Genomic DNA, 26,310 nt, shown 5'->3' on the forward strand with positions numbered 1-26,310 from the left:
CGCGATGCTTTTAGAGCCATCAATGCACCGACTGAATGCACCGTGAACCGCAATCGCGCACAACCACTGTCCTGAAACCTCGCCATAAAACTCGATACTACCCACCACCCAAAAACACAAAAGCCCCGGATCTCGGGGCTTTCAGCGCTTCAAAGCGATTTTTTGTTCCAAGCTGTTAAAACCTGGCATGCCCCCTGCAATAACCCTTTCAAGTGAATCAGTTCACCTACCCGGTTTCGGGGACCTTGGTACAGGCAGGCCGGGGATTCCCCTCTTTACATCGGGCTCACACCGCACCCGCGACGAGCCCAGCCGTTTTGGGGCCCTTGATACAGGCAGGTCAGGGGTTCCTTCTTTACACCAGGCTCACACCGCACTCGCGACGAGCCTCCCGTTTCGGGAACCTTGGTACAGGCAGGCCGGGGATTCCCTCTTTTATTGCTCCCGGAGATGGATCTCCAGCCGCCAGCGGTCATCAACCTCGCTACCGACCCATTCGCCCCGCAGGGGCCGGGCCGCTACCAGTGTCAGCAACAACCCCCCATCGCTCAAACGTACCCGCCAGTTCACGTCCTTGCCGCCGAGCTTGAGCTGACCTTTCTGCGCCTTGCCCTCGGCGCCAAACAGCAGCGCGACACTGCCGTCCACAATTTCGCCGTGGGTCTTGGGTTCATTGTTGAACCACACCACCAGCCCGTCGTTCGTCACTTCCACCTGCTGCAACTGACTGGGGTCTGGCGTGGTCAGGCGACCGATCATCATCCCGACCATCACCCCGACAATCGCCAGCGAGCCCATTACCCGCAGGAATAGTTTCGAACGCACGCCTTCTGGCGGCGTAGAATGCGCGTCATCTTTGCCTTCGGAGCCGTGCATGTTTCACGTCATCCTTTTCCAACCAGAAATTCCGCCGAATACCGGCAACGTTATCAGGCTGTGCGCCAACAGTGGCTGCCACCTGCATTTGATCGAACCGCTGGGCTTCGAGATGGACGACAAGCGCCTGCGCCGGGCCGGCCTCGATTACCACGAGTATGCCACCCTGCAACGCCACGCGGACCTTGCCAGCTGCCTGGAGAGCCTCGGCCATCCACGACTGTTCGCCTTCACCACCAAGGGTTCGCGGCCGTTCCACGATGCCAGCTTCGCCCCGGGCGACGCATTCCTGTTCGGCCCGGAAAGCCGTGGCTTGCCCGCCGAAGTGCTGGATGCCCTGCCCGGCGAGCAACGCCTGCGCCTGCCGATGCGCGAGGGCTGCCGCAGCCTGAATCTATCCAATACCGTGGCGGTGGCCGTTTACGAAGCCTGGCGTCAGAACGACTTCAAGTAACCCCCAAAAAAATGTGGGAGCGAGCTTGCTCGCGATGGCGGTGCATCAGTCAACATTGATGTTGAAGCTGGTGACCTCATCGCGAGCAAGCTCGCTCCCACAGTATTGATACGCTTTTACTGAACGGTCGGAGTCTCGCCAGCAGCCTGCATGCGTTGCAGCTCTTGCGCATACAGCGCATCGAAGTTCACCGGAGCCAGCATCAGTGCCGGGAACGAACCGCGGGTCACCAGGCTATCCAGGGTTTCGCGAGCGTACGGGAACAGGATGTTCGGGCAGAACGCACCCAGGGTATGGCTCATCGAAGCGTCATCCAGGTTCTTGATCAGGAAGATCCCGGCCTGTTGCACTTCAGCGATGAACGCCACTTCGTCACCGTTTTTCACGGTAACCGACAGGGTCAGCACGACTTCGTGGAAGTCGGCTTCCAGCGTCTTCTGACGGGTGTTCAGATCCAGACCGACGCTCGGCTCCCACTGCTGGCGGAAGATCGCCGGGCTTTTCGGAGCTTCGAAGGACAGGTCACGCACATAAATGCGCTGCAAGGAGAATTGCGGTGCAGTTTCTTCTTCGTTCGCAGCAGTGTTCTGTTGGTCAGTCATCGCAGATCCTTCTTGATCCAGGGTTCTTTTAGGTTTGCTTGTTTGGGGTATTGCCGTCAGGCCTTGAGCAGCGCGTCGAGCTTGCCGGCGCGGTCCAGGGCGAACAGATCATCACAACCGCCCACATGGGTGCTGCCGATCCAGATTTGCGGCACGGACGTACGCCCGGCCTTCTGGGCCATCGCAGCGCGAACCTGCGGCTTGCCATCGACCTTGATCTCTTCGAAGGCCACACCTTTGTTCTCGAGCAGGTACTTGGCTCGCGAGCAGTAAGGGCAGTAATCGCTGGAATAGACGACGACGCTACTCATATCACTTCACCAGCGGCAGATTGTCGGCTTTCCAGCTGGAGATACCGCCGGACAGCTTGGCGGCGGTGAAGCCGGATTTCATCAATTCGCGGGCGTGGGTGCCGGCGGTCTGGCCCATGGCGTCGACCAGGATGATGGTCTTGGCCTTGTGCTTTTCCAGCTCACCTACACGAGCGGTCAGTTTGTCCTGAGGGATGTTCAGCGCGCCGACAATGTGACCGGCGGCGAAATCCTTGGTCGGACGAATGTCGATCACTACGCCTGCGTCCTTGTTGACCAGCCCGGTCAGTTCGCCGGTGCTCAGGCTACGGCCGCCGCCCTGCATTTGATAGGCAATCAGCAACGCCAGCAGTACGACGAAGATACCGACGAGAATGTAGTGGTTAGTGGCAAATTGAATCAGGTTAGCAACCATCGAAGGAGGTTCCAGGGCGTTAAAATGTCGGCCAGTATACACAGCCACTATGGTGGGCCAAACCCCGTCCGGCGGTGACGCGGCCGGAACTTCGCTTTAAACTGCCACTCCCTTTTCCATTGCTCCTTTTTATCTCAGCCACGAGTGGATTCCATGACTACCACGCCTAAACCTTTGGTCCTGATGATTCTCGACGGCTTCGGTCACAGTGACAGCCCTGAATCCAACGCTATCTTCGCCGCGAAGAAGCCCGTACTGGACCGCCTGTGGGCCACCGTGCCGAACGGTCTGATCTCGGGCAGCGGCATGGACGTCGGCCTGCCGGACGGCCAGATGGGCAACTCCGAAGTCGGCCACATGAACCTGGGCGCCGGTCGCGTGGTGTATCAGGACTTCACTCGCGTCACCAAATCGATCCGCGACGGCGAGTTCTTCGAGAATCCGACCATCTGCGCTGCCGTGGACAAAGCGGTCGCCGCCGGCAAAGCCGTGCACTTCATGGGCCTGCTGTCCGATGGCGGCGTACACAGCCACCAGGATCACCTGGTTGCCATGGCCGAACTGGCCTTCAAGCGCGGCGCTCAAAACATCTACCTGCACGCTTTCCTCGATGGCCGCGATACTCCGCCGAAAAGCGCGCAGTCGTCGATCGAACTGCTCGACGCGACCTTCCAGGCCCTGGGCAAAGGCCGGATCGCCAGCATCATCGGCCGCTACTACGCCATGGACCGCGACAACCGTTGGGACCGCGTGTCCCAGGCCTACAACCTGATTGTCGATGGCCAGGGCGAATTCAACGCCGCCACCGCCCAGGAAGGCCTGCAGGCGGCATACGAACGTGGCGAGAGCGACGAATTCGTCAAGGCCACCTCCATCGGTGAGCCGGTAAAAGTCGAAGACGGTGATGCCGTGGTGTTCATGAACTTCCGCGCCGACCGTGCCCGCGAGCTGACCCGCGTGTTCGTCGAAGACAACTTCAGTGAGTTCGAGCGCGCCCGCCAGCCGAAACTGGCCGGTTTCGTCATGCTGACCCAATACGCCGCCAGCATTCCTGCGCCGTCGGCTTTCGCGGCCGGCAGCCTGGAAAACGTACTGGGCGATTACCTGGCGAAAAACGGCAAGACCCAACTGCGCATCGCCGAAACCGAAAAATATGCCCACGTGACCTTCTTCTTCTCCGGCGGCCGCGAAGAACCGTTCCCGGGCGAAGAACGCATCCTGATTCCGTCGCCAAAAGTCGCCACCTATGACTTGCAGCCGGAAATGAGCGCACCGGAAGTCACCGACCGCATCGTCGACGCCATCGAAAACCAGCGTTACGACGTGATCGTGGTCAACTACGCCAACGGCGACATGGTTGGCCACAGCGGCGTGTTCGAAGCGGCGGTCAAGGCCGTTGAATGCCTGGACCTGTGCGTGGGTCGCATCGTCGATGCCTTGGAAAAAGTCGGCGGCGAAGCCTTGATCACCGCTGACCATGGCAACGTCGAGCAAATGTCCGATGAAACCACCGGCCAGGCGCACACTGCGCACACCACCGAGCCGGTACCGTTCATCTATGTCGGCAAGCGCGACCTGAAGGTGCGCGAAGGCGGCGTGCTGGCGGACGTGGCGCCGACCATGCTGAAGTTGCTGGGCCTTGAGCAACCGGCGGAAATGACCGGGACTTCGATTCTGGTGTAACCGGGATATCCCGAACACTGAAAAACCCTGTGGGAGCGAGCTTGCTCGCGATAGCAATCTGACAGCCAACATCTATGTTGAATGATCGGACGCCATCGCGAGCAAGCTCGCTCCCACAATGGTTTATGGAGTTTTCGAAATGGAATTCAGTCTGTCGCTCGCTCCAGTCATCACACAGTCAGAAATGGGCATTTTTTTTGCTGCCCATGGCGGGCATACTAGGCCGTCCCTTTCCCTGGTGCCGCCCGCCCCTATGCTTCGCGTCCTGATAGCCCTAGCTCTGACATGCCTGCTCCAACCGGCCTTTGCTGACGAGCGCGCAGATACCCAACAACAGTTGGACGCCACGCGTCAGGACATTGCCGAGCTGAAGAAGCTGCTGGGCAAGCTGCAGGAAGAAAAGTCCGGTGTGCAGAAAGAGCTCAAGGGCACCGAAACCGAAATGGGCAAGCTCGAGAAGCAGGTCGAAGCCCTGCAAAAAGAGCTGAAGAAAAGCGAAGCCGAGCTGCAGCGACTCGATGCAGAGAAAAAAAAACTCCAGAGCGCGCGCATTGAACAGCAACGACTGATCGCCATTCAGGCCCGGGCGGCCTACCAGAACGGTCGCCAGGAATACCTCAAGCTGCTGCTCAACCAGCAGAATCCTGAAAGATTTGCCCGTACCCTCACCTATTACGATTACCTGAGCCAGGCTCGCCTGGAGCAGTTGAAGAATTTCAACGAAACCCTGCGCCAACTGTCCAATGTCGAGAAAGACATCGCCATGCAGCAGGCGCAACTGCTGGTGCAGCAAAGCAGCCTCGACACCCAGCGTGATGAGCTCGAGAAAGTCCGCAAGGAGCGCCAGCAAGTCCTGGCCAAGCTCAATGACGACGTAAAGGCCCGCGATCAGAAACTGGCGGCGCGCGAGCAGGATCAGGCAGACCTGTCTAAAGTCCTTAAAACCATTGAAGAAACTCTGGCACGCCAGGCCCGTGAGGCAGAAGAAGCGCGACAAAAAGCGCTGATTGCCCAGCAGGAAGCCGAAAAAAAGCGTTTACGTGAGGCCCAGGCGCAGGCAGATGCCAGCGACGATGCCCCACGCAAACCGCTCAGATCGACACCTGGCGCACTGGTTTCCAGTTCCGGCGAAACCTTTGGCGGTCCGTTTGCGTCAACCCGCGGCAAACTTCCCTGGCCTGTCGATGGTCGACTGCTGGCGCGCTACGGTGAAAGCAGAGGCGACGATGCCCGGACCAAGTGGGATGGCGTGATGATCGGCGCGTCTGCCGGCAGTGCGGTGCGTGCCGTACACGGTGGTCGCGTGGTGTTCGCCGACTGGTTGCGCGGCGCCGGGCTGCTGGTGATCCTCGACCACGGCAATGGTTATTTGAGTCTGTACGGTCACAACCAGACGCTGCTCAAGTCTGCCGGTGACGTTGTAAAAGCCGGTGAGCCTATTTCCACTGTCGGTAGCAGTGGCGGGCAGGACACACCAGCGCTGTATTTCGCAATTCGTCAGCAGGGTCACCCGAGTGACCCTGCGCAATGGTGCCACGCGCAAGGATAGGCGTAGAGTCACCTACATTAGGAGTTCGTTCGACATGCTGCATTTGTCCCGCCTTACCTCGCTGGCCCTGACGATCGCCCTGGTGATCGGCGCGCCTCTGGCGTTTGCCGCTCAACCAGCGCCGGTGGTTGCGCCTGCGGGCACAGCCGCGACCACCAAGGCGCCGCTGCCGCTGGATGAGTTGCGCACCTTTGCCGAGGTGATGGACCGGATCAAGGCCGCTTATGTCGAACCGGTAGACGACAAGACCCTGCTGGAGAACGCCATCAAGGGCATGCTCAGCAACCTCGATCCGCATTCCGCCTACCTGGGCCCTGAAGATTTCGCCGAGCTGCAGGAAAGCACCAGCGGTGAATTCGGCGGCCTGGGCATTGAAGTCGGCGCCGAAGACGGCTTCATCAAGGTGGTGTCACCGATTGACGACACTCCGGCCTCCAAGGCCGGTATTCAGGCCGGCGACTTCATCGTCAAGATCGACGGCCAGCCGACTCGCGGCCAGAGCATGACCGAAGCCGTGGACAAGATGCGCGGCAAGATCGGCCAGAAAATCACCCTGACTCTGGTGCGCGATGGCGGCACGCCGTTCGACGTGACCCTGACCCGCGCCGTCATCCAGGTCAAGAGCGTGAAGAGCCAGCTGCTGGAGTCGGGCTACGGCTACATCCGCATCACCCAGTTCCAGGTCAAGACCGGTGAAGAGGTTTCCAAGGCCCTGGCCAAGCTGCGCAAAGACAACGGCAAGAAGCTCAAGGGCATCATTCTCGACCTGCGCAACAACCCGGGCGGGGTGTTGCAGGCGGCGGTGGAAGTGGTCGACCACTTCATCACCAAGGGCCTGATCGTTTACACCAAGGGCCGTATCGCCAACTCCGAGCTGCGTTTCTCTGCCACCGGCAAGGACGAAAGCGAAGCCGTGCCAATGGTCGTGTTGATCAACGGCGGCAGCGCCTCGGCTTCGGAAATTGTCGCCGGCGCCCTGCAGGACCAGAAACGCGCCGTGCTGATGGGCACCACCAGTTTCGGCAAGGGCTCGGTGCAAACCGTGCTGCCGCTGAACAATGAACGCGCATTGAAGATCACCACAGCGTTGTATTACACGCCGAACGGCCGCTCCATCCAGGCCCAGGGCATCGTCCCGGACATCGAAGTGCGCAAGGCCAAGATCACCAGCGAGCAGGACAGCGATTACTTCAAGGAAGCGGACTTGCAGGGTCACCTGGGCAACGGCAACGGCGGTGTCGACAAACCGACCGGTTCCAGCGGCAAAGCCAAGCCGATGCCGCAGGACGATGATTACCAACTGGCCCAGGCCCTGAGCCTGCTCAAAGGGCTGAGCATCACGTCCGGCCGTTGAGATGTTTCTGCGGTTACTGATCGGTCTGCTGTGTTGTCTGGCGGGTGTTGTTCATGCAGAACCCGCCGGATCGACGTCCCACAAAGCCTACCTGAGCCTGATCATCGATGACCTGGGGCAGAACCTGCCCCGGGATCGCCGCGTGCTGGCCCTGCCCGGCCCGGTGACTGCGGCGATCATGCCCGATACACCCCACGCCACCGAATTCGCCCGCGAAGCCCATCGCGCCGGCAAGATCGTCATTCTGCACATGCCCATGGATCCGGCCATCGGACCGTTCGCCTGGCATCCCGAGCTGCCCGTCGATGAGCTGGAAAAGCGCCTGAACGCCGCGTTCAAAATGGTCCCGTACACCAGCGGCATCAACAACCACATGGGCAGCCGCATGACCGCACAACCAACGGCCATGGCCTGGCTGATGGCGGCCTTGCAGCGACGGCACAAGTTCTTCGTCGACAGCCGCACCAGCGCCCAGACCGTAGCCGCTGCCCAAGCGCAGAAGATCGGTTTGGCGAGCGTTTCACGGGATGTATTTCTCGACGATGAGCGTACTGAAGCAGCGATTTTGACCCAGTTGCAAACCGCGATCAGCCTCGCGCGTAAGCAGGGTTCGGCGGTGATGATCGGGCATCCGTATCCACAGACGCTGGCGGTACTGGAACGCGAACTACCCAAGCTCAAGGCTCAGGGGATCGAGTGGATTGATATCCGGCAGATGATCAGCGTGCGCGGAAACCGGGCGACGGCGGCGCACGGCAAGGATGGGGTGTACCGCTGAGTCTGCGGCACCACAAAACTACCGTGGGAGCGAGCTTGCTCGCGATGGCGCCATCAAATTCAACATCTCTATCGACTGGCAGACCATCATCGCGAGCAAGCTCGCTCCCACAGTGGTCCGGGCATGGCTAAAGGGTTGGTATTGAATCCTACAGATACTGCGCCATGATCTCGTCCACCCGACCTTCCTTGCGCATCTGATCCAGCGCCGCCTGGAGCTTGGCAACCGTCTCGTCCGGCACGTCCTTGTTCAGTGCCAGGTACAGTTCGGCACTGTTGAAACGCAATACGGTTTTCAACCCGTTAACCCCTTCCTGGCGCGCCAGATAGCGCCCGGCCGGGTCACCAGTGGCCCACAGGTCGATCTGCCCGTTGACCAGTTTTTTCGCGTTGTCCTGGTCGCGCAGTACAACAATCGGATTGAGTCCCTGCTTGGCCAGCGTCTCGGCAATGGCGTCGCCCTTGTAGGCGCCGATCTTGTATTTGCGCGCGTCATTCAAGGTTTCGAGGGTGATCTTGCTGTCAGCCTTGGCCAGCATGATCCAGTCGTCCGGGCCAATCGGGCCGACCCATTTGAAGAGTTTTTCGCGATCGGGCAGGCGCGCCATGACGAATACGCCGTAACCGGGTTTTTCCAGGGTGAGTTTGTAGATTCGCTCCCAAGGGAAACGCAGCGTCAGGCTGTAGGTAATGTCGGCGCGCTTGAATATCTCGCGGACGATATCGGTGGCGATGCCATCGATGTTCTCGTCCTGAGCGAAGTTCTTGCCGTTCTTCGCCATGTTGTACGGCGGGAAGTTTTCCGTCAGCAACACCAGGTCGGTATCGGGACTGTCTTTAGCGTTTGCTCCATTGATCAACAACAGAGAAGCGCTGGCAAGGACGAGAAGAAAGCGTTTAAGCATGTCTGGCTACCGAAATCCATGGCGTACCCAAGAGTGCCTTGGGTACGCCATGGTGTCCACTGGCCTGTACCGGTTTGTTTAACGCATCACGATTCCGCGATGGGCCATATAGGCCTTGGCTTCCTGCACGGTGTATTCGCCGAAGTGGAAAATACTCGCCGCCAGTACCGCGCTGGCGTGGCCTTCGATAATGCCGTCGGCCAGGTGTTGCAGGTTACCGACACCGCCGGAGGCGATCACCGGAATGCCCAGTGCATCACTGATGGCGCGGGTGACGCCCAGGTCAAAGCCGTTTTTCATGCCGTCCTGATCCATGCTGGTCAGCAGGATTTCGCCGGCACCCAGGCCTTCCATTTTCTTCGCCCACTCAACGGCGTCGAGACCGGTTGGTTTGCGACCGCCATGGGTGAAGATTTCCCAGCGCGGGGTTTCGCCCGGTCCGGAAACCTTCTTCGCGTCGATAGCCACCACGATGCATTGCGAACCGAAATGCTGCGCGGCTTCGCCGACAAATTCCGGGTTGAACACTGCGGCGGTGTTTATCGAGACCTTGTCCGCGCCGGCATTGAGCAGGTTGCGGATGTCCTGCACGGTGCGCACGCCGCCGCCCACGGTCAGCGGGATGAACACCTGGCTGGCCATGCGCTCGACGGTGTGCAGCGTGGTGTCGCGGCCATCGACGCTGGCGGTGATGTCGAGAAAGGTAATCTCGTCGGCGCCCTGCTCGTCGTAGCGACGAGCAATTTCCACCGGGTCACCGGCGTCGCGGATGTTTTCGAATTTCACACCCTTGACCACCCGGCCGTTGTCCACGTCCAGGCAAGGGATGATGCGTTTGGCCAGCGCCATGATCAGTCCTCAGCCTTTGTATGAATCGCAGAAAGCTTGCGCTTCAGCGACATCGAGGGTGCCTTCGTAGATCGCACGGCCTGTGATCGCACCGATGATGCCTGGCGCCTTGGCGTCGAGCAGGGTCTTGATGTCACCCAGGTTGTGGATGCCGCCGGAAGCGATCACCGGGATCTTTGTTGCAGCAGCCAGTGCCGCGGTGAACGGTACGTTGCAGCCCTGCATCATGCCGTCTTTGGCGATGTCGGTATAAACGATCGAAGACACGCCGTCGGCTTCAAACTGCTTGGCCAGGTCGATCACCTGGATGGTGCTGATTTCAGCCCAGCCGTCAGTGGCGACAAAACCGTCTTTGGCATCCAGACCCACGATGATTTTGCCCGGGAACGCGCGGCAGGCTTCTGCAACAAAGGCCGGATCTTTCACGGCCTTGGTGCCAATGATCACGTAGCTAACGCCCGCTTTCACGTAGTGTTCGATGGTTTCCAGGGAGCGGATACCGCCGCCGATCTGGATCGGCAGGTTCGGATAACGCTTGGCGATGGCAGTGACCACTTCGCCGTTGACCGGCTGGCCTTCGAAGGCGCCGTTCAGGTCGACCAGATGCAGACGACGGCAACCGCCCTCCACCCACTTGGCAGCCATGCTCACCGGGTCATCGGAGAACACTGTGGAATCTTCCATGCGGCCCTGGCGCAGACGGACACAGGCACCGTCTTTAAGATCGATAGCGGGAATAATCAGCATCTGGCAAACCTTCAAATTCGAATGTTCAGCTTGGCTCGGAAATCAGTTTTTCTCGAGCGCCCACAGGTCGCTTTCAATGCTTTCGAACCTCTCTTTGAGGTGCGCCTGCACATCGAAAATCGCCCTGTTGTAATAGTGCGGAGCAATTTCACGGGTAAACAGCTCAAGAATCTCCGCCGCCTCGAACGAGCCGAGGTCGAGCTCAAAGCGGTCTTCCATGAAACGCTTGATCTTGCGATTGGCCTCGCTCTCCTGTTCGGGAGTGAGGGTCAGAATCGGCGGCTTCTTCTTGACGGCCATTTACCAGCGACCGTCCCACGCGGCGAAGTTCTGCAGCAACTGCAGGCCATGGGTATGGCTTTTCTCCGGGTGGAACTGCACGGCGAAACGCGAACCTTCGGCCAGCGCTGCGGCGAAATCGACACCGTAGTGACCGCCCCCCACCACCTGCCGCGCGTTGGCGGCAGCGATGTAGTAGCTGTGCACGAAGTAGAACCGCGCCAGGTCCGGAATGTCGTGCCACAGCGGGTGACTGACCTTCTGCTTCACTTCGTTCCAGCCCATGTGCGGGACTTTCAGGTGTTCCCCGTCTTCATGCAGGTCTTTGCCGAAGAACTTCACCGCGCCCGGGAACAGGCCGATGCAGTCGACACCGTCGTTCTCTTCGCTGGTGTCGAGCAAGGCTTGCATGCCCACGCAGATGCCAAGGAACGGCCGGTCCTGGCTGACTTCACGCACCAGCGAATCGAAGCCGAGGCGACGGATCTCCGCCATGCAATCGCGAATCGCGCCAACGCCGGGGAAAACCACCCGGTCGGCCTCGCGAATCACATTGGCATCACTGGTGATCAGCACCTTGCCGGCACCGACGTGCTCGAGGGCCTTGGCCACCGAGTGCAGGTTGCCCATGCCGTAATCGATAACCGCGACTGTCTGCATTACAGGACGCCCTTGGTCGATGGCATTTGTCCGGCCATGCGGTCATCGAGCTCGACGGCCATGCGCAGAGCGCGGCCGAAAGCCTTGAACACGGTTTCGATCTGGTGGTGGGTGTTGGTGCCACGCAGGTTGTCGATGTGCAGGCTGACCAATGCATGGTTGACGAAGCCCTGGAAGAATTCCTGGAACAGGTCAACGTCGAAGCCGCCGACGGTGGCGCGGGTGTACGGAACATGCATCTGCAGGCCTGGACGGCCGGAGAAGTCGATCACAACCCGCGACAGCGCTTCATCGAGCGGCACGTAGGCGTGGCCGTAGCGACGGATGCCTTTTTTGTCGCCGATGGCTTTGGCAAACGCCTGGCCGAGGGTGATACCGACGTCTTCCACCGTGTGGTGGTCATCGATATGCAGGTCGCCCTTGCTGACAATATCCAGGTCGATCAGCCCGTGACGGGCGATCTGGTCCAGCATGTGCTCAAGAAAAGGAACACCGATATCGAATCGGGCCTTTCCGGTGCCATCGAGGTTGATCGAGGCTTTGATCTGGGTTTCCAGAGTGTCGCGCTCGACAGACGCCTTACGTTCGGCCATCACCAGCTCCGCAAAATCATTGGGCGAAAAAGGCAGCCATTATAGGCGTGCGGGGCCGAAACAGAAACACGAGAGGTGATATCCCTGACGGAGTGAATTCGGGGGTGCCGGCGATGTACATGTCCATACAAGCCATTTGGCACACCACAAAACAAAATGTGGGAGCGAGCTTGCTCGCGATAGGGCCATCACATTCAACATTTTTGCTGACTGTCAGACCGCTATCGCGAGCAAGCTCGCTCCCACAGGTTTCGGGTTGAAACTGGTGTTAGTGAAACAGCACCGCCGTCTTCTGCAAGGTCACCCAGACACCCCACGCCAGCGGAATGCCCACCACCAGCCACGCCGCAACCGCCAGCGGCTTGGTGCCCGGCGCGGCTTTCCACTCCAGCACGGTGCTGCTGTCGGCGCCTTTGTCATGGCCCAGCGCCTGTTCGGCGGCCAGTTCGGCGTCGGTCATGAAGTACTTGTCCGCCACCGGACGCACCAGCAGGTTGCACAGGAAACCCAGCACCAGCAGGCCGGCGAGGATGTACAGGGTGATGTCGTAAGCCGCCGCACGCTCGACGCCGATGCTCAGTTGGTATTCACGCAGATAGTTCACCAGCACCGGACCGAGCACACCGGCAGCAGCCCACGCCGTCAGCAGACGACCGTGAATCGCACCGACCATTTGCGTACCGAACAGGTCCGCCAGATACGCCGGAACAGTCGCGAAGCCACCGCCATACATGGACAGGATGATGCAGAACGCCGCCACGAACAGCGCGATGCTGCCCAGGTGACCCAGGTTCGGAATCAGTCCGTACAGGGCAAAGCCCAGGGCGAAGAACACGAAGTAAGTGTTTTTGCGGCCCAGGTAATCCGAGAACGAAGCCCAGAAGAAGCGCCCGCCGATGTTGAACAGGCTGAGCAAACCGGTGAAGCCGGCAGCGATGGCGGCGATCGAAGCCAGTTGCGAAGCGTCGAGTTGGCCGAACGCCAGGTCATTGCCCAGCAACTTGCCAGCGAACACTTCCTGCAACAGCGGCGACGCCATGCCGAGGATGCCGATTCCAGCCGATACGTTCAGACACAGCACCAGCCACACCAGACGGAACTGCGGCGTCTTCCAGGCCACATTCACGTGAACATGACGATGAGTGATCATCGCGTTCGAGGCTTTTTTCGCCGGGGCCGTCCAGCCTTCCGGCTTCCAGCCGGTTGGCGGAACGCGGTAGGACAGTGCGCCACCGATCATGAACACGAAGTAGATCGCGGCCATCACCAGGAAGCTTTGCCAGACGCCGACGCTGGTTGGCGAGGCGAAATGCCCCATCAGAGCCGCCGCCAGCGGGGCGCCGACCATTGCGCCGCCGCCGAAGCCCATGATCGCCATGCCGGTCGCCATTCCACGCTTGTCCGGGAACCATTTGATCAGGGTCGACACCGGCGAAATGTAGCCAAGACCCAGGCCGATACCGCCAATGACCCCGGAGCCGATCCACATCAGCCAGATCTGGTGGGTATACACCCCCAGCGCCGAAATCAGCAGGCCGCCACACCAGCACAGTGCCGATACGACACCGGCCTTGCGCGGTCCGGCATGCTCCAGCCAGCCACCCCAGATGGCGGCCGAGCAACCCAGGAAGATGAAGAACAGGGTGTAGATCCAGCCGAGCATCGAGATCGGCCAGTCACACTGGGACGAAAAGACTTGTGCGATAAAACTCATGTCCGGTGCGCAGGTCACTGGAGCGGAGATGCCCAGCGCCTTGGACAGCGGCAACCAGAACACCGAAAAACCGTAGGCCATGCCGATGCACAAGTGGATGGCCAACGCGGCCGGTGGCACCAGCCAACGGTTGAAACCGGGCTTGGCGATGATCCGCTCCTTGGAAAGGAACGCAGGCTGGTCGGTGCTGAAGTCGTCCGCCGTGATGCTCGTGGTCATTGTGTATCCCCCAATTATTTGTATGGTTCGCCAGCCACAGCTCACTCCCGGCCTTTATGCACGCAGGCATGACCGTTTTTTGTAGAGCACCTTGTTGTGCGACAACAGGTCGCAGAAGGACGGACGAACGGGCAAAGGTTACCATTTGCAAGTGACAGAAAAACCAAACTGACATCACCTTTTGTACGTCATCTGATCTCTAACGCTTCATGACCTCACAGGAATCACCATGCCGATCATTGTCGAGCCGCTGAACCAAGCCACTGCCCAGGATCGGCAGGATCTGCAAAAGATCTACTGCGACGCCCCGGACTGGCTGTTCGCCCCTTTTTCCGGGGCCGTGCAGTTGATCGAAGACTGTTTGCGCGACGGCACACTGATCGCCGGACGCTTCAACGATCGCCTGCTGGGCGCGGCCCGGTTGCAAAGGCACCAAGACGCCTGGCACTTGTCCCAAATATGTGTTCGAAAAATTACCCGTCGCCGTGGTGTTGCCGAGCGACTGGTTGCCGAAGCCCAGAAAATGGCCGCGCAATCGGGCATGCCCCTGCGCCTGCTGGCGCCTGCCGGGCATCTGGAGGCTCAGGCGCTGGCCGCCAAGCTGAAACTGCCACTGGATGTGCTGCCGGCGTGATCACTGACCGGTCGTCTGTTCGGGGGCGCTATACTCCTCGGCTAAATTTTGAATTCGACTAATTACAAGGACTCGCCCATGAAAGCGTTCGGCAAAATCCTGGGTCTGGTACTTCTCGGGCTGTTGCTGATCATTGTGGCGCTGGGCTTTGCCCTGACCCACCTCTTCGATCCCAACGACTACAAAGACGAGATCCGCCAGATTGCCCGCGACAAGGCCCACATCGAGCTGACGCTCAATGGCGATATCGGCTGGAGCCTGTTCCCGTGGCTGGGTCTGGAACTGCACGACGCCAGTGTCGCGACCATGGTCAAACCGACCGAACCGTTTGCCGACTTGCAGATGCTAGGCCTGTCGGTACGCGTACTGCCGCTGCTGCGCCGTGAAGTGCAGATGAGCGACGTACGTGTCGAGGGCCTGAACCTGCGCCTGAACCGTGACAAGGACGGCCACGGCAATTGGGAAGACGTCGGCAAGCTGCCGGTACCGGCCAACACCGGCGCGACCAGCACCCCGCCAGCCGCTGGCGAACCGGCGCCCGAAGCCAGCGTCGCGGCGGAAAAACCGCCTCAGCCGATCCGCCTGGACATCGACAGCCTGACCGTAAACAACGCACGGGTCGAGTACACCGACGAACGAACCGGCAAGAGCTTCAGCGCCGAAAGTATTCAGTTGAGCACCGGTGCGGTTCACGACTCCGTCAACATTCCGCTCAAGCTCACGGCTTTCCTGTCCGCCAACCAGCCGGCACTGCGGGTTCGAACCGAGCTCAATGGTGAGGTGCGTATCGCACGCGCGCTGCAGCGCTATCAGCTCGAAGACATGAAATTGTCCGGTGAAGTGACCGGCGACCCGCTGCAAGGCAAGACCATGACGTTCTCCGCCCAGGGCCAGCTGGTGCTGGACAAGGCCGCCAATGTCGCCGAGTGGACCGGCATCAAGATCTCCGCCAACCAGCTGCGGGCACTGGGTGAACTGAAGGTCAACGACCTCGACAAGACCCCACAAGTCAGTGGCGGCATCTCGATCGCCCAGTTCGACCTGGCGAAATTCGTCGATAGCATCGGCCAGAAACTCCCCGCCATGGCCGAAGGCAGCCTGAGCAAGGTCGAACTGGTCAGCCGCCTGGCAGCAACACCCACCAGCCTGGCGCTCGACAACATCAACCTGAAAGTCGACGACAGCACCTTCAGCGGCCGCATTGCCGTCGAAGATTTCGCCAAGCAATCGCTGCGCGCAGCACTCAAGGCCGACACCTTCAACGTCGACCGCTACCTGCCGCCGAAATCCGCCGAGGCCAATAGCGCGACACAAGTGCGCCAGGCCGAAGTCGCCAGCACCGAAGCCGATGCCATGGCCGGCGCCGGCAGCACTCCGTTGCCACCCGCGCCGACCAAGGACGCCTGGAGCAGCGACCGCCTGTTGCCCGTGGAACGCTTGAGCAAGCTCGATGTGGACGCCGACCTGACCTTCGGCCAGTTGACCCTGCAAAAATTGCCGATTCATAACGCTGCGCTCAAGGCCACCGGCCAGGGTGGCCTGCTGACACTGGCCAACCTGCGCGGCGACCTGTACGAGGGCAACTTCGAAACCACCGGCACGCTCGATGTGCGCCAGCCAGTGCCGGCGCTGAACCTGCAGACGAAGATCAGCCGGGTACCGGCGGAAAAAATCCTCGAAAGCCAGGGCAAGAACCCGCCCGTCAAAGGCCTGGTCACGCTCAACAGCAGCCTGACCGGTAGCGGCAACAGCCAGAAAGCGTTGATCGATACCCTCAACGGCAATGCCAGTTTCATCATCAACAATGGCGTGCTGCTCAACGCCAACCTTGAGCAACAGCTGTGCAAAGGCATCGCCACGCTCAACCGCAAAACCCTCAGCGGCGAGCCCCGGGGCAAGGACACACCGTTCCAGGAGCTCAAGGGCAACCTGACCTTGCGTAACGGCGTAGCCAGCAACCCGGACCTGAAAGTGCGCATCCCAGGCATGACCGTCAACGGTGACGGTGACATCGATCTGCGAGTGCTGGGCATGGACTACCGCGTCGGCATCATCGTCGAAGGCGATACCAGCGCCATGCCGGACCCTGCTTGCCAGGTGGGCGACAAGTTTGTCGGCATCGAGTGGCCGCTGCGCTGCCGCGGCCCGCTGGAGCTGGGCGCCAAGGCTTGCCGTTTGGATAACGACCGCATGGGCCAGGTCGCGGCCAAACAGGCTGGCGACAGGATCAGCGAAAAAATCGAGGAGAAATGGGGCGACAAAGTCGACCCGAAACTGAAAGACGCGCTCAAGGAAATGTTCAAGCGATGAGAGCCGAGCAGTTTTCAACGGCGGTGCTGGACTGGTTCGACCGCCACGGCCGTCACGATTTGCCCTGGCAGCAGGACATCAACCCGTATCGGGTGTGGGTCTCGGAAATCATGTTGCAGCAGACCCAGGTCAGCACCGTGCTGAACTACTTCGACCGCTTCATGGCCTCGTTGCCGACGGTCCAGGCGCTGGCGTGCGCGCCGGAAGACGAAGTGCTGCACCTGTGGACGGGCCTTGGTTACTACACCCGCGCGCGCAACTTGCAGAAGACCGCGAAGATCGTCGTCGAGCAGTACGGCGGCGAATTTCCCCGGGACGTGGAAAAACTCACTGATCTGCCGGGGATCGGCCTGTCCACCGCCGGCGCCATTGCCAGCATCAGCATGGGCCTGCGCGCACCGATCCTCGATGGCAACGTCAAACGGGTGCTGGCGCGTTTTACCGCGCAAGAGGGCTACCCCGGCGAGCCGAAGGTCGCCAAACAGCTCTGGGCCAACGCTGAGCGCTTTACGCCGCAGACCCGCGTCAACGCCTACACCCAAGCGATGATGGACCTGGGGGCGACGCTCTGCACCCGCAGCAAACCGAGTTGCCTGCTGTGCCCGCTGGAAAAGGGCTGCGAGGCGCACATGCTCGGCCTGGAAACCCGCTACCCGATCCCCAAGCCGCGCAAAGCCATCCCGCAGAAGCGCACACTGATGCCGATGCTCGCCAACGCCGAAGGCGCGATCCTGCTTTACCGTCGCCCCTCCACGGGCCTGTGGGGCGGCTTGTGGAGCCTGCCGGAACTCGACGACCTCGACGACCTGCCGCACCTGGCATCGCAGCATTCGCTGGAACTGGGCACACAACAGGCATTGCCGAGCCTGGTGCACACCTTCAGCCATTTTCAGTTATCCATCGAACCCTGGCTGGTTCAGGTCCAGGAGAACGGCCATCACGTGGCCGAGGCTGACTGGCTCTGGTATAACCTCGCCACCCCGCCGCGCCTGGGCCTTGCCGCCCCGGTCAAAACCTTGCTCGAACGCGCGGCCGCCGTATTGAACGCAGGAGAGTCGTCATGACCCGCACCATCATGTGCCGCAAGTACAAAGAAGAATTGCCTGCCCTGGAGCGTGCACCGTTCCCGGGCGCCAAAGGCCAGGACATTTTTGACCACGTCTCGGCCAAGGCCTGGGCAGATTGGCAAAAGCACCAGACCCTGCTGATCAACGAAAAACGCCTGAACATGATGAACGCCGAAGATCGCAAATATCTTCAGGGCGAGATGGACAAGTACTTCTCCGGCGAGGATTACGCCAAGGCTGAAGGCTACGTGCCGCCGTCGGAATAACCCCGATTTATCGGGGGTCGGAACGTAAGCGACGGTAATAATTAAAATTTTTTTGAAAACTTGCTTGACGACCCCCTGAAAAACCCGTTTAATGCGCCCCGTTGCCCAGATAGCTCAGTCGGTAGAGCAGGGGATTGAAAATCCCCGTGTCGGCGGTTCGATTCCGTCTCTGGGCACCAAATACCGAAAACCCTGAATCGCAAGATTCAGGGTTTTTTTATGCCTTGGATTTGATGAAGCACCGATCCCGTCACCCTCGAAACAACAATTCCCACCTCCTGTTACCACGCCAGCCAGTACCCGTAATGGTTGCCGGGGCTAAGTCCCGAAAGCTTCAGACATTGGTTATCGGTCCTTCCTGGCAGTCTCTCGGGTCTGTCGGAACACTCCGTATGCTCTAACGGAAATGGATGACATACGCTGAAAATGAAATTGAGCAGAATCGGGGGAGGAGCTGCCGCATAACCGGGAGCAGATACACAACAGGGATATAGACAATGACTGAGGTGATTCAACCAGACGTCGAAACTGCTGAGTTTTTTACTGAACAAGAAATCAGGACTTTCAGCTTTGATATCCACCAGTCAGCATTGCTGCACAAGTTGGCCAAAGAGCTGACCGCCATCGGCGGGCCTCAAGCACCAGGAGCCAGGTCCAAAGCCTCTCTGGCAGCCACCGAATTAACGTTCCTGTTTTCGAAAGACCAATGCGAACTGCTGGATGCCTATTCCGAAGGCCTTGTTTGCACGTTGATCTTTGAAGGGCTGCAAAAAATCTCAGACGCCACCCCTCCAGATGCATTACCAGACCAGACATCCCTGGAAAACCGATACGACGTCCTTTGCCTGGCCGCCCGTAATCAGATCTTGTTGAAACTGGTGGGTAATAGTGCCTTTGCCTACGACATGGACAATGAAGGAAAACTGGTTCGACTGGTGGCCAACTTCAAGGGCGGCGGGCTGACCAGAATCCCTGCCGAGCCGGACATCAAGGAACTGAGTTCCCATTCCGGCCTCGCGCTTGGCCCGCATACAGAGGCGCCTTACTGGTGCGCCGTGAACGCGAAAGACGGGCACTCGCCCTCTCCATCGTCGCTCATACTATCCGCCTTGTGGAACCCGAGCATTGAGCCTACGCGAGTCATTCCACTACCTCCCATACTCGAAAAAATTGGCGTCACCAACTGCCTCGCACTGACCACGGGTAACTTCCAGTTCACTCGTAGTGACTCCTTTGTCAGTGGCAAAGGGGAAGATGGCCGCAACGTTTCGATTCTGGAGTTCGACGACAAGGCGGGGTTCGCAGCCCGCTTTAACACGTATCGTTTTTCGGTCAATGACAACGCCTCGACCTTTGTGAAAGCGGCTTACACTGCCCTTTGCCAAGGTGTGGGTGAAGCAACTCCGGTCGAGTACACGCTGAACCAGGAATCGGCCATGGTCATCAATAACATCCGGGCTCTGCACTGTCGCGATGTCATCAAAGACAACAGACGGGTCTTGGTTCGTATTTTCGGACTTTCAAAATTTTCTTGCCCCATCGTTGTTTCCGAAGACCCGCTAGTGCTGCAGGGCTGATTTTTTATATCACCAGCTGTTGAACGACCAGTCATGTGATTACCGGCCAATAACCATAAAGAGAGAATGCAATGTCTTGGGATGTAATTGGCATGTTGGCGCTCGTCGCTTTTTTCGCCGGTTTTTTTGATGCGATTGCCGGTGGTGGCGGTTTGATCACCTTGCCTGCATTGTTCCTGGCAGGTGTAGATCCGATCAGTGCAATTGCCACGAACAAGTTCCAGGCCGCTTCGGCAACAGTTTCAGCAACGGTAACCTTTGCTCGCAAAGGAATGATCGAGTGGCGCGAAGGCCGTTTCCTGGTTATCTGCGGATTTGTTGGCGGCGCCAGTGGTGCCTTGCTGGTCAGCACCATTGATAAGCGCTATCTGGAAGTTTGCGTGCCTATCATGCTGATTCTGGTAGCCATCTATTTTGCGCTCTCTCCAAAGCTGGCCAATGAAGATCGACGCAAGAGAATCAGTGTTCTGTTTTTTTCGTTTAGCGTTGCGCCGATCCTGGGTTTTTACGACGGTATATTTGGCCCCGGTGTGGGCTCTTTCTTTATTGTCGGATTTGTACTGCTCTGCGGCTTGGGCATGATGCGGGCCATGAGCTTTACCAAGCTTGCCAACGCCTCATGTAATCTCGGCTCTCTGTCGGTCTTTATCACTAAAGGTGTGATTATCTGGCCGATCGCCATAGCCATGGCTTTGGCGGCCTTCATCGGCGCTCAATTGGGTGCACGGGCCGCTGTCCGGGTCGGACCACGGTTGATCAAACCCATGTTGATCGTGGTCTGCTGCGCTTTGGCCATCAAGCTGCTGAGCGTAGAAACCAACCCTTTACGCGTTGCACTCATCCAAGCGTATGCAGGTGTTAATCACGATAAACCCTGAGTCGCAGGACTCAGGGTTCAGAGCCTCTCGTTAACTCGCATCATTCCAGTGGAAAACCAGGTTACGGGCTGCACCATTGCCAACATCGGCAACGTCCTGCCGTGTTTCGCCGTTACGCGTCGCAATGACCGTATATTTACCGGCAGGCAGTTTCACGTAAACCAGCGGACCGGCGTCATTGAGCGTCAGTACGGTCTGCCCCGGGGCTTTCTGAATAACTACATTCACGTCAGAAGTGTATTCATTTCTCGTCCCGACAGAGAACGTCATGTGCAGGTTGTAGCCAGTGGTCTGCTGGATGGCCTTGGACTCATCCTCGCCGATACCGCCGGACAGGTAGGTGATGCCGTTTTGCTCCTGGCTTTGCACCTGCACCCCCTGGCTGTCGATGGGCTCAAGGCTGGCGGCAGGTGTCATCGCTGGAAACATCAGCATGCCTGCAGCGGTGAGGGGCAACAGGAGTGTATGGAGGTATTTCATGATGACGACTCCCGGGTTCTGCGGAACCCAATCGTTACATCCTTTGGATTTCCAGTCGCAGGGAGGGGTTTTAGATTGATTTGGCCTGAGTACGAAACGTACTACGCCATTTGTTCCTCAGCCCTCGCCCGGATTTAGACCCGTCCTGCCGAAGAGCCCGGTATTTCCTGCCTGTTTCTCAGCAACTCCCGGCATCTTCGAAGGGGCTCTCTTGTCATTCTCTTTCGCTGTTCAACCTGCTGCGGAAGACCTCATGACGGCCCCCACCCCCAACGACACTCACGACCCCTATCTCGCATCACTGCTTGGCAACCTTGGCAAATTGATCCTTCAGGCACGCCAGAAAGTGCTTCGGGCGGCCGACACCGTGCAAGTGCAAACCTGTTGGCAAACTGGTCGGCACATCGTTGAGTTCGAACAGAACGGCGCGCGACGGGTCAGGTATGGCAAAGAGTTACCGTCGACCTTGGCCAAAACGCTAACTGCGGAGTTCGGAAAGGGATTTGACGCTTCCAACCTTCGGTACATGCGTCTGTTCTATCAAGCCTTTCCAATTCGTGACGCACTGCGTCACGAATTGAGCTGGACCCACTACCGCCACCTGCTTCGGGTCGACAACGACAGCGCTCGTCTTTGGTACATGAACGAATCAGCCACCCAAAACTGGTCAAGCCGAGCGCTGGAGCGCCAGATCAATACGTTGTATTACGAACGCCTGCTGGCGAGCCGCGATCGCGGCAGCGTCAAGCAGGAGGCCGCCACCCACATTCAAAACATGAAGGCCAGCCCTCGGGACTTCATCCGTGATCCGGTGGTACTGGAGTTTCTTGGTTTACCCAATGCCGGCAAGCTTCAGGAAAGCGAGATCGAACAAGCGCTGATCGAACAATTGCAGGGCTTCTTGCTGGAACTGGGCAAGGGTTTCGCATTCATTGCCCGCCAACAACGCATCAGCACCGACAGCAAAGACTTCTACATCGACCTGGTGTTCTACAACTACCTGCTCAAGTGCTTCGTCATCTTCGATATCAAGCGCGGTGAACTGACCCATCAGGACCTGGGGCAAATGGACATGTACGTGAGTATGTACGACGACCTGAAACGCAGCGCGCAAGACAGCCCCACCGTCGGCATCATTCTCTGTGCGCAAAAGGATGAATCCGTGGTGCATTACTCAGTGCAGGAAGGAAACGAGCAACTGCTCGCCAGCAAGTACAAGCTTGTCCTGCCGAGCGAAGAGGAACTCCGTAATGCACTGGATCGGGAGCGGATGGCACTTGAAGAACGACGGCTCGACCAACCACTGCGTTGAGGCCAATGGATTGTTCATCAACGACATCAAGACTATTGTTGGCAGCTACCCGCAAAGGTCCGACGCCGATGAATTTGCAGGAAACGCCTTCACTCGTCCCAACTCAAATCGAGTTGCCATTGCAACGCGTTGCGTCCGGTGAACCGTTCAAGGAAACCGCTGCAGACGGCTTTGTCCTCGGTGGCTTCACCTGGCGACACCCTTCTCGGGACGCCGCTCGTCCGGTCGTGATCATCAATGCCGCCACCTCGGTCCGTTGTCGCCACTACTCGCGCTTCGCCGACTACCTGTTCGTCCACGGCTTCGATGTCATCACCTATGACTACCGCGGCATCGGCGAGTCGCGGCCGGCATTGCTCAAGGGTCTTCAAGCCTCGTGGACCGATTGGGGAACGCTGGATTTCGAGGCGATGCTCAAGCGCGCACAGCGTGAGTTCCACCAACAGCCTATCGATGTGGTCGGCCACAGCTTTGGCGGCTGTGCAGCGGGTCTGGGGGCGTCCGGGCACCTGATCCGGCGTCTGGTGACGGTCGGTGCGCAATTCGCCTACTGGCGCGACTATGCGCCCGCTCATCGCTGGCGGATGTTCGGCAAGTGGCATGTGGTGATGCCGCTGGTGACGATGCTGTGCGGCTACTTTCCGGGCAAACGGCTCGGCTGGCTGGAAGATACACCCGCCGGCGTGGTCCGTGACTGGAGCCTCTCCACTGCCCGCTACGAGAAACGCTCCAGCGGCCGCACAATCAGCAAAACCGCCGGGCAGTTGCCCTTTGCCGACGTCACCGCGCAAACCCTGGCCATCAGCATCAGCGACGATCCCTACGGCACGGTCCCGGCCATCGAACGCCTGCTCGGCTACTTCACCGGCAGCACAAACTCTCACCTGCGTATCCATCCTGAAGACATCGGCGAAGAAGAAGTCGGACATTTCGCCTTTTTTCGCAGCGCATACCAAGCCACACTATGGCCCATTGCATTGGCCTGGTTGCAAAACGGCGAACTGGTCCCCGGCACACCCGGGCGAACGGTGCCACGCAGCTGAGCCACCCGCCCCTTTCAACGAATTACGGAACGACGCCCATGGCCTCCGCCAACAAGCAGCAAAAACGCGCCTCCCGCGCCAAGGCCAAGGCCAAGCAGAACCGCACCCAGCGGGCTGCCGCGCCGGTGGAACTGGACCCGAACGACGATCGCATCGACTTCGAATCGGTGGACCTGACCGAACTGTTCAAGAAAATGATCGACGCCGAAAAGATCAGCCAGCAAGCCCTGTGCACGGCCTTCCTCGAAGACCCGTTGCTGGAGCTGGTGTACGAGCAGGAAGGCGAGGAAGGCGCGATGGACTTCATCCTTGCCGCGCTGATCGAATATCGCCAATGGTCGACCGAAACCGACGAAGCCGGCGCCCTGGCGTGGATCGAATCACCGGCCTTCCAGGCCGACTACGTGGCGGCGTCCGACGCCATTGCCGCGCAAACCCAACAGAAACCGAACTGAGTTCCCATGGCCTCCCTGAACAAGCAACAGAAACGCGCCAAGCGCGCAAAAGCCAAAGCCAAGCAGATCAATATCCACGGCCGCAAACCCGCAGCGCTGGACGATGATCTTGGCCACCTCGCCGAGCCGATCCCGGAATACACCCTGGCGATGTTCAGCAAAATGCGCGACGCGGAAGCCGTCAGCCGCAGCGAAATGCTCTCGGTGCTGCTGACGAACCTGGCCTTTATCATCATCGACCATCCAGAACTGCTGGACATGGAAAACGCCGACGACGAAGGCATGGCCGCCACCCACCTGGCCGCCGACATGCTGATCGACTACCGCATGTGGGCCGACGGCATGGACCGCGAGACCGCTCAGGCGTGGCTGAGCGAACCGCAGTTCATTGCTGACTTCGGTGACGCACTGGATGTCTACCGCGAGTCGCTGGAAGCGCCGGAAGAAAAAGCCGAGTAAGGGTTACGACTCAAACAAAAACGGCCGCTTGTCATCACTGACAGCGGCCGTTTTGCGTTACGCGGTATGGATCAGTTCAGCACTACCGCGCCACGCTTTTCCAGTTTGCGACGGCGAGCCACCAGCAAGCCGGCCGCTACCACCAAAGCACTGAGCAAGCCGGTCGCGAGAATTTCCACGCGATGGGCTTCCTGGAACAGCATGATGGTCAGGGCCGCGACGATGAAGACGATCACCGCGTAGGTCAGGCCCGGGAACAGCCACATGCTGAAGGCAATTTTCTCCCCGCGCGCTATACGCTGCTTGCGCATGCGCAGTTGCGAAATCGCAATCACCAGGTACACCAGCAATGCGATGGCGCCGGAGCTGGCCAGCAGGAATTCGAACACCGCAGCCGGAGCTACGTAGTTGGCGAATGTTGCCAGGAACGCTGCGCCAGTGGACAGCATCACCGCCCAGTATGGCGTGCCACTTTTATTGGTGCGGGTGGACATGGCCGGCGCATCGCCGCGCTTGCCCAGGGAGAACAACATCCGCGACGAGGTGTAGAGCGCCGAGTTCAGGCAGCTGGTCACAGCGACCAACACCACGATATCGACGATCATCTTGGCGTTAGGGATGCCCATGCGCTCAAGTACAGTCTGGTAGGAGCCCAGGCTTGCCAGTACCGGGTCGTTCCAAGGCACCAGAGCCACGACGATGAAGATCGACACGAGGTAGAACAAGCCGATCCGCCAGATAACCGAGTTGGTGGCCTTGGAGATTTGCTTGCCAGGGTTCTTCGATTCCGCGGCCGCGATGGTCACGATCTCGGTGCCCATGAAGGAGAACATGGTGGTCAGGATGGCACCCAACACCGCGCCCATGCCGTTTGGCAGGAAACCCTGGGTGTCGAACAGATGGGAAACGCCGCTGACCTGGCTGCCCGGCAGGAAGCCGAAGATCGCCATGAGGCCCAGAACAATGAAACCGATGATGGCCAACACTTTGATCAGGGCAAACCAGAACTCGAATTCACCGTAGTTCTTCACGCTGAACAGGTTGGTCACGGTCAACAGCATCGTGATGACCAGGGCGAAGGCCCAGATGTCCACGCCAGGGAACCAGGCATGCAAGATGGTCGCGGCAGCGTTGGCTTCCAACGGGATCACCAGAACCCAGAACCACCAGTACAACCAGCCGATGGTGAAGCCGGCCCAGTGACCGATCGCGCGGTCGGCGTAAGTCGAAAACGAACCGGTGTCCGGCGAGGCAACGGCCATTTCGCCGAGCATACGCATCACCAGCACCACCAACATGCCGGCGGCGGCGTAAGCCAACAGAACAGCCGGACCTGCAGCGGCGATGGCGTGACCCGAGCCAACGAACAAGCCGGCGCCGATAACCCCGGCAATCGACAGCATGGTCACGTGGCGCGGTTTGAGCCCCTGTTCGAGGCCATTAGAGCTTTGGGTACTGCTCATTAAAACTACCTTTGTAAGGAGAAGCGAATGCGTGCATCCCGTTCGGCGGACCTTCTCGTAAAAAGAAGCCAACAGGGCGTTCTGGATTCTGCACGCAATAATTGCGCCAAAATATTTCAAAACCCTCTAGCCCGGCGATCTCGCCTCGACCGGACGGTCATCGCAACCCTTTGAATTTAATGGCACTTTGCCAAAGCGTTACCCTGCGCCCCACTTTTGCGGTTACATCAGCGCACCGGAAACACACCTGAAAAGGGCTCCGCGCACATTAAAAGTGCACAAGCGGTGCATTTGGCCGGATAGCGCTTCCAACACCCTGTCAAAGCTGGCAACATCGCGCCTTTTTTTGCGGCAGCCACCGCGCTTTTTATCGACAGGC

The 26,310-nt window shown here is 59.2% G+C and carries 28 protein-coding genes and 1 tRNA gene; 16 read left to right on the plus strand and 13 right to left on the minus strand.

All coding sequences use genetic code 11. The features are described from left to right. Positions 1 to 435 precede the first annotated feature (435 nt). Positions 436 to 876 carry a hypothetical protein gene (locus tag AC1RDQ_RS12065; protein ID WP_057712405.1) on the minus strand — a complete coding sequence of 147 codons (441 nt, stop codon included), beginning with the start codon at positions 874 to 876 and terminating at the stop codon, positions 436 to 438. Between AC1RDQ_RS12065 and trmL the strand changes: the two genes are divergently transcribed. Beyond that, a complete protein-coding gene (gene trmL, locus AC1RDQ_RS12070; protein WP_090452600.1) occupies positions 875 to 1,330 on the plus strand; it encodes a tRNA (uridine(34)/cytosine(34)/5-carboxymethylaminomethyluridine(34)-2'-O)-methyltransferase TrmL in 456 nt (151 codons plus the stop codon). The two genes, AC1RDQ_RS12065 and trmL, sit on opposite strands and share 2 nt — an antisense overlap. 116 nt (positions 1,331 to 1,446) lie before the next feature. Here trmL and secB read toward each other — a convergent pair whose 3' ends face one another. The 3 genes from secB to AC1RDQ_RS12085 are packed head-to-tail and all read right to left on the minus strand — an operon-like array spanning position 1,447 to position 2,658. Next, complete coding sequence (gene secB, locus AC1RDQ_RS12075) at positions 1,447 to 1,932, minus strand: protein-export chaperone SecB (RefSeq protein ID WP_008047739.1); 486 nt, start codon at positions 1,930 to 1,932, stop codon at positions 1,447 to 1,449. Between the two features lie 56 nt (positions 1,933 to 1,988). Next, positions 1,989 to 2,243 carry a glutaredoxin 3 gene (gene grxC, locus AC1RDQ_RS12080; RefSeq protein WP_154910705.1) on the minus strand — a complete coding sequence of 85 codons (255 nt, stop codon included), beginning with the start codon at positions 2,241 to 2,243 and terminating at the stop codon, positions 1,989 to 1,991. Position 2,244: 1 nt separating this feature from the next. Further along, positions 2,245 to 2,658, minus strand: coding sequence for a rhodanese-like domain-containing protein (locus AC1RDQ_RS12085; RefSeq protein ID WP_008047735.1), 414 nt, complete (start codon positions 2,656 to 2,658; stop codon positions 2,245 to 2,247). Between the two features lie 153 nt (positions 2,659 to 2,811). Between AC1RDQ_RS12085 and gpmI the strand changes: the two genes are divergently transcribed. The 4 genes from gpmI to AC1RDQ_RS12105 all read left to right on the plus strand — a co-directional run bounded on the left by gpmI (position 2,812) and on the right by AC1RDQ_RS12105 (position 8,022). After that, the gene (gene gpmI / locus AC1RDQ_RS12090) at positions 2,812 to 4,341 is read left to right on the plus strand and encodes a 2,3-bisphosphoglycerate-independent phosphoglycerate mutase (protein ID WP_429521811.1); all 1,530 of its coding nucleotides are present in this window, start codon (positions 2,812 to 2,814) and stop codon (positions 4,339 to 4,341) included. A 253-nt stretch (positions 4,342 to 4,594) separates the two neighbouring features. Beyond that, on the plus strand, positions 4,595 to 5,890 hold the full coding sequence (locus AC1RDQ_RS12095) for a murein hydrolase activator EnvC family protein (RefSeq protein ID WP_492587377.1): 1,296 nt from the start codon (positions 4,595 to 4,597) through the stop codon (positions 5,888 to 5,890). 34 nt (positions 5,891 to 5,924) lie between these two features. Continuing rightward, a complete protein-coding gene (locus AC1RDQ_RS12100; protein WP_057712409.1) occupies positions 5,925 to 7,244 on the plus strand; it encodes a S41 family peptidase in 1,320 nt (439 codons plus the stop codon). Position 7,245: 1 nt separating this feature from the next. After that, entirely contained in the window at positions 7,246 to 8,022 is a 777-nt protein-coding gene (locus tag AC1RDQ_RS12105; RefSeq protein WP_492587379.1) for a divergent polysaccharide deacetylase family protein, read from the plus strand. Positions 8,023 to 8,170: 148 nt separating this feature from the next. Here the strand turns inward: AC1RDQ_RS12105 and AC1RDQ_RS12110 are convergent, their stop codons facing one another. The 7 genes from AC1RDQ_RS12110 to AC1RDQ_RS12140 all read right to left on the minus strand — a co-directional run bounded on the left by AC1RDQ_RS12110 (position 8,171) and on the right by AC1RDQ_RS12140 (position 13,987). After that, the gene (locus tag AC1RDQ_RS12110) at positions 8,171 to 8,926 is read right to left on the minus strand and encodes a substrate-binding periplasmic protein (protein WP_090452595.1); all 756 of its coding nucleotides are present in this window, start codon (positions 8,924 to 8,926) and stop codon (positions 8,171 to 8,173) included. A gap of 78 nt (positions 8,927 to 9,004) precedes the next feature. Then, positions 9,005 to 9,775, minus strand: a complete 771-nt coding sequence (gene hisF / locus AC1RDQ_RS12115; RefSeq protein ID WP_007972752.1) for an imidazole glycerol phosphate synthase subunit HisF — start codon at positions 9,773 to 9,775, stop codon at positions 9,005 to 9,007. A 9-nt stretch (positions 9,776 to 9,784) separates the two neighbouring features. Then, positions 9,785 to 10,522 (minus strand): 1-(5-phosphoribosyl)-5-[(5-phosphoribosylamino)methylideneamino]imidazole-4-carboxamide isomerase, encoded by a 738-nt coding sequence (hisA, locus tag AC1RDQ_RS12120; protein ID WP_027617356.1) that lies wholly within the window; start codon positions 10,520 to 10,522, stop codon positions 9,785 to 9,787. A gap of 42 nt (positions 10,523 to 10,564) precedes the next feature. After that, positions 10,565 to 10,822: a DUF2164 domain-containing protein gene (locus tag AC1RDQ_RS12125; RefSeq protein ID WP_007989200.1), complete on the minus strand. Its 258-nt coding sequence runs from the start codon at positions 10,820 to 10,822 to the stop codon at positions 10,565 to 10,567. Continuing rightward, positions 10,823 to 11,461 carry an imidazole glycerol phosphate synthase subunit HisH gene (hisH, locus tag AC1RDQ_RS12130; protein ID WP_057712412.1) on the minus strand — a complete coding sequence of 213 codons (639 nt, stop codon included), beginning with the start codon at positions 11,459 to 11,461 and terminating at the stop codon, positions 10,823 to 10,825. After that, positions 11,461 to 12,054 carry an imidazoleglycerol-phosphate dehydratase HisB gene (gene hisB, locus AC1RDQ_RS12135; protein WP_003218037.1) on the minus strand — a complete coding sequence of 198 codons (594 nt, stop codon included), beginning with the start codon at positions 12,052 to 12,054 and terminating at the stop codon, positions 11,461 to 11,463. The genes hisH and hisB overlap by 1 nt, the downstream gene beginning before the upstream one ends. A gap of 268 nt (positions 12,055 to 12,322) precedes the next feature. Then, entirely contained in the window at positions 12,323 to 13,987 is a 1,665-nt protein-coding gene (locus tag AC1RDQ_RS12140; RefSeq protein ID WP_492587381.1) for an OFA family MFS transporter, read from the minus strand. Between the two features lie 229 nt (positions 13,988 to 14,216). Here AC1RDQ_RS12140 and AC1RDQ_RS12145 point away from each other — a divergent pair, with 229 nt between their 5' ends. The 7 genes from AC1RDQ_RS12145 (at position 14,217) to AC1RDQ_RS12175 (ending at position 20,719) form a co-directional block, all read left to right on the plus strand. After that, positions 14,217 to 14,621: an acetyl-CoA sensor PanZ family protein gene (locus AC1RDQ_RS12145; RefSeq protein ID WP_429521806.1), complete on the plus strand. Its 405-nt coding sequence runs from the start codon at positions 14,217 to 14,219 to the stop codon at positions 14,619 to 14,621. 78 nt (positions 14,622 to 14,699) lie between these two features. Further along, positions 14,700 to 16,931: an AsmA family protein gene (locus AC1RDQ_RS12150; protein ID WP_223502463.1), complete on the plus strand. Its 2,232-nt coding sequence runs from the start codon at positions 14,700 to 14,702 to the stop codon at positions 16,929 to 16,931. Further along, positions 16,928 to 17,995: an A/G-specific adenine glycosylase gene (gene mutY, locus AC1RDQ_RS12155; RefSeq protein WP_492587383.1), complete on the plus strand. Its 1,068-nt coding sequence runs from the start codon at positions 16,928 to 16,930 to the stop codon at positions 17,993 to 17,995. The genes AC1RDQ_RS12150 and mutY overlap by 4 nt, the downstream gene beginning before the upstream one ends. After that, positions 17,992 to 18,264 carry an oxidative damage protection protein gene (locus tag AC1RDQ_RS12160; RefSeq protein ID WP_057397205.1) on the plus strand — a complete coding sequence of 91 codons (273 nt, stop codon included), beginning with the start codon at positions 17,992 to 17,994 and terminating at the stop codon, positions 18,262 to 18,264. The genes mutY and AC1RDQ_RS12160 overlap by 4 nt, the downstream gene beginning before the upstream one ends. A 103-nt stretch (positions 18,265 to 18,367) precedes the next feature. Then, positions 18,368 to 18,443: transfer RNA gene (locus AC1RDQ_RS12165), tRNA-Phe, on the plus strand. A 318-nt stretch (positions 18,444 to 18,761) separates the two neighbouring features. Further along, complete coding sequence (locus AC1RDQ_RS12170; RefSeq protein ID WP_492587385.1) at positions 18,762 to 19,841, plus strand: hypothetical protein; 1,080 nt, start codon at positions 18,762 to 18,764, stop codon at positions 19,839 to 19,841. Between the two features lie 71 nt (positions 19,842 to 19,912). Next, positions 19,913 to 20,719, plus strand: coding sequence for a TSUP family transporter (locus AC1RDQ_RS12175; protein ID WP_057712418.1), 807 nt, complete (start codon positions 19,913 to 19,915; stop codon positions 20,717 to 20,719). Between the two features lie 30 nt (positions 20,720 to 20,749). On the opposite strand, the gene AC1RDQ_RS12180 is transcribed toward AC1RDQ_RS12175, so the two are convergent. Continuing rightward, positions 20,750 to 21,199: a carboxypeptidase regulatory-like domain-containing protein gene (locus tag AC1RDQ_RS12180; RefSeq protein WP_489339585.1), complete on the minus strand. Its 450-nt coding sequence runs from the start codon at positions 21,197 to 21,199 to the stop codon at positions 20,750 to 20,752. Positions 21,200 to 21,452: 253 nt separating this feature from the next. On the opposite strand from AC1RDQ_RS12180, the gene AC1RDQ_RS12185 reads away from it, so the two are divergent. The 4 genes from AC1RDQ_RS12185 to AC1RDQ_RS12200 all read left to right on the plus strand — a co-directional run bounded on the left by AC1RDQ_RS12185 (position 21,453) and on the right by AC1RDQ_RS12200 (position 24,468). Next, entirely contained in the window at positions 21,453 to 22,511 is a 1,059-nt protein-coding gene (locus tag AC1RDQ_RS12185) for a PDDEXK nuclease domain-containing protein (protein WP_057712420.1), read from the plus strand. Between the two features lie 68 nt (positions 22,512 to 22,579). Next, positions 22,580 to 23,554 carry an alpha/beta hydrolase family protein gene (locus tag AC1RDQ_RS12190; protein ID WP_492587387.1) on the plus strand — a complete coding sequence of 325 codons (975 nt, stop codon included), beginning with the start codon at positions 22,580 to 22,582 and terminating at the stop codon, positions 23,552 to 23,554. Between the two features lie 38 nt (positions 23,555 to 23,592). Further along, positions 23,593 to 24,009, plus strand: coding sequence for a hypothetical protein (locus AC1RDQ_RS12195; RefSeq protein ID WP_090452584.1), 417 nt, complete (start codon positions 23,593 to 23,595; stop codon positions 24,007 to 24,009). A gap of 6 nt (positions 24,010 to 24,015) precedes the next feature. Continuing rightward, positions 24,016 to 24,468 (plus strand): hypothetical protein, encoded by a 453-nt coding sequence (locus tag AC1RDQ_RS12200; protein WP_057712423.1) that lies wholly within the window; start codon positions 24,016 to 24,018, stop codon positions 24,466 to 24,468. 71 nt (positions 24,469 to 24,539) lie between these two features. Here the strand turns inward: AC1RDQ_RS12200 and gabP are convergent, their stop codons facing one another. After that, entirely contained in the window at positions 24,540 to 25,931 is a 1,392-nt protein-coding gene (gene gabP, locus AC1RDQ_RS12205) for a GABA permease (protein WP_057712424.1), read from the minus strand. Positions 25,932 to 26,310 lie beyond the last annotated feature (379 nt).

Source organism: Pseudomonas sp. GW823-FHT02E01, assembly GCF_058797535.1.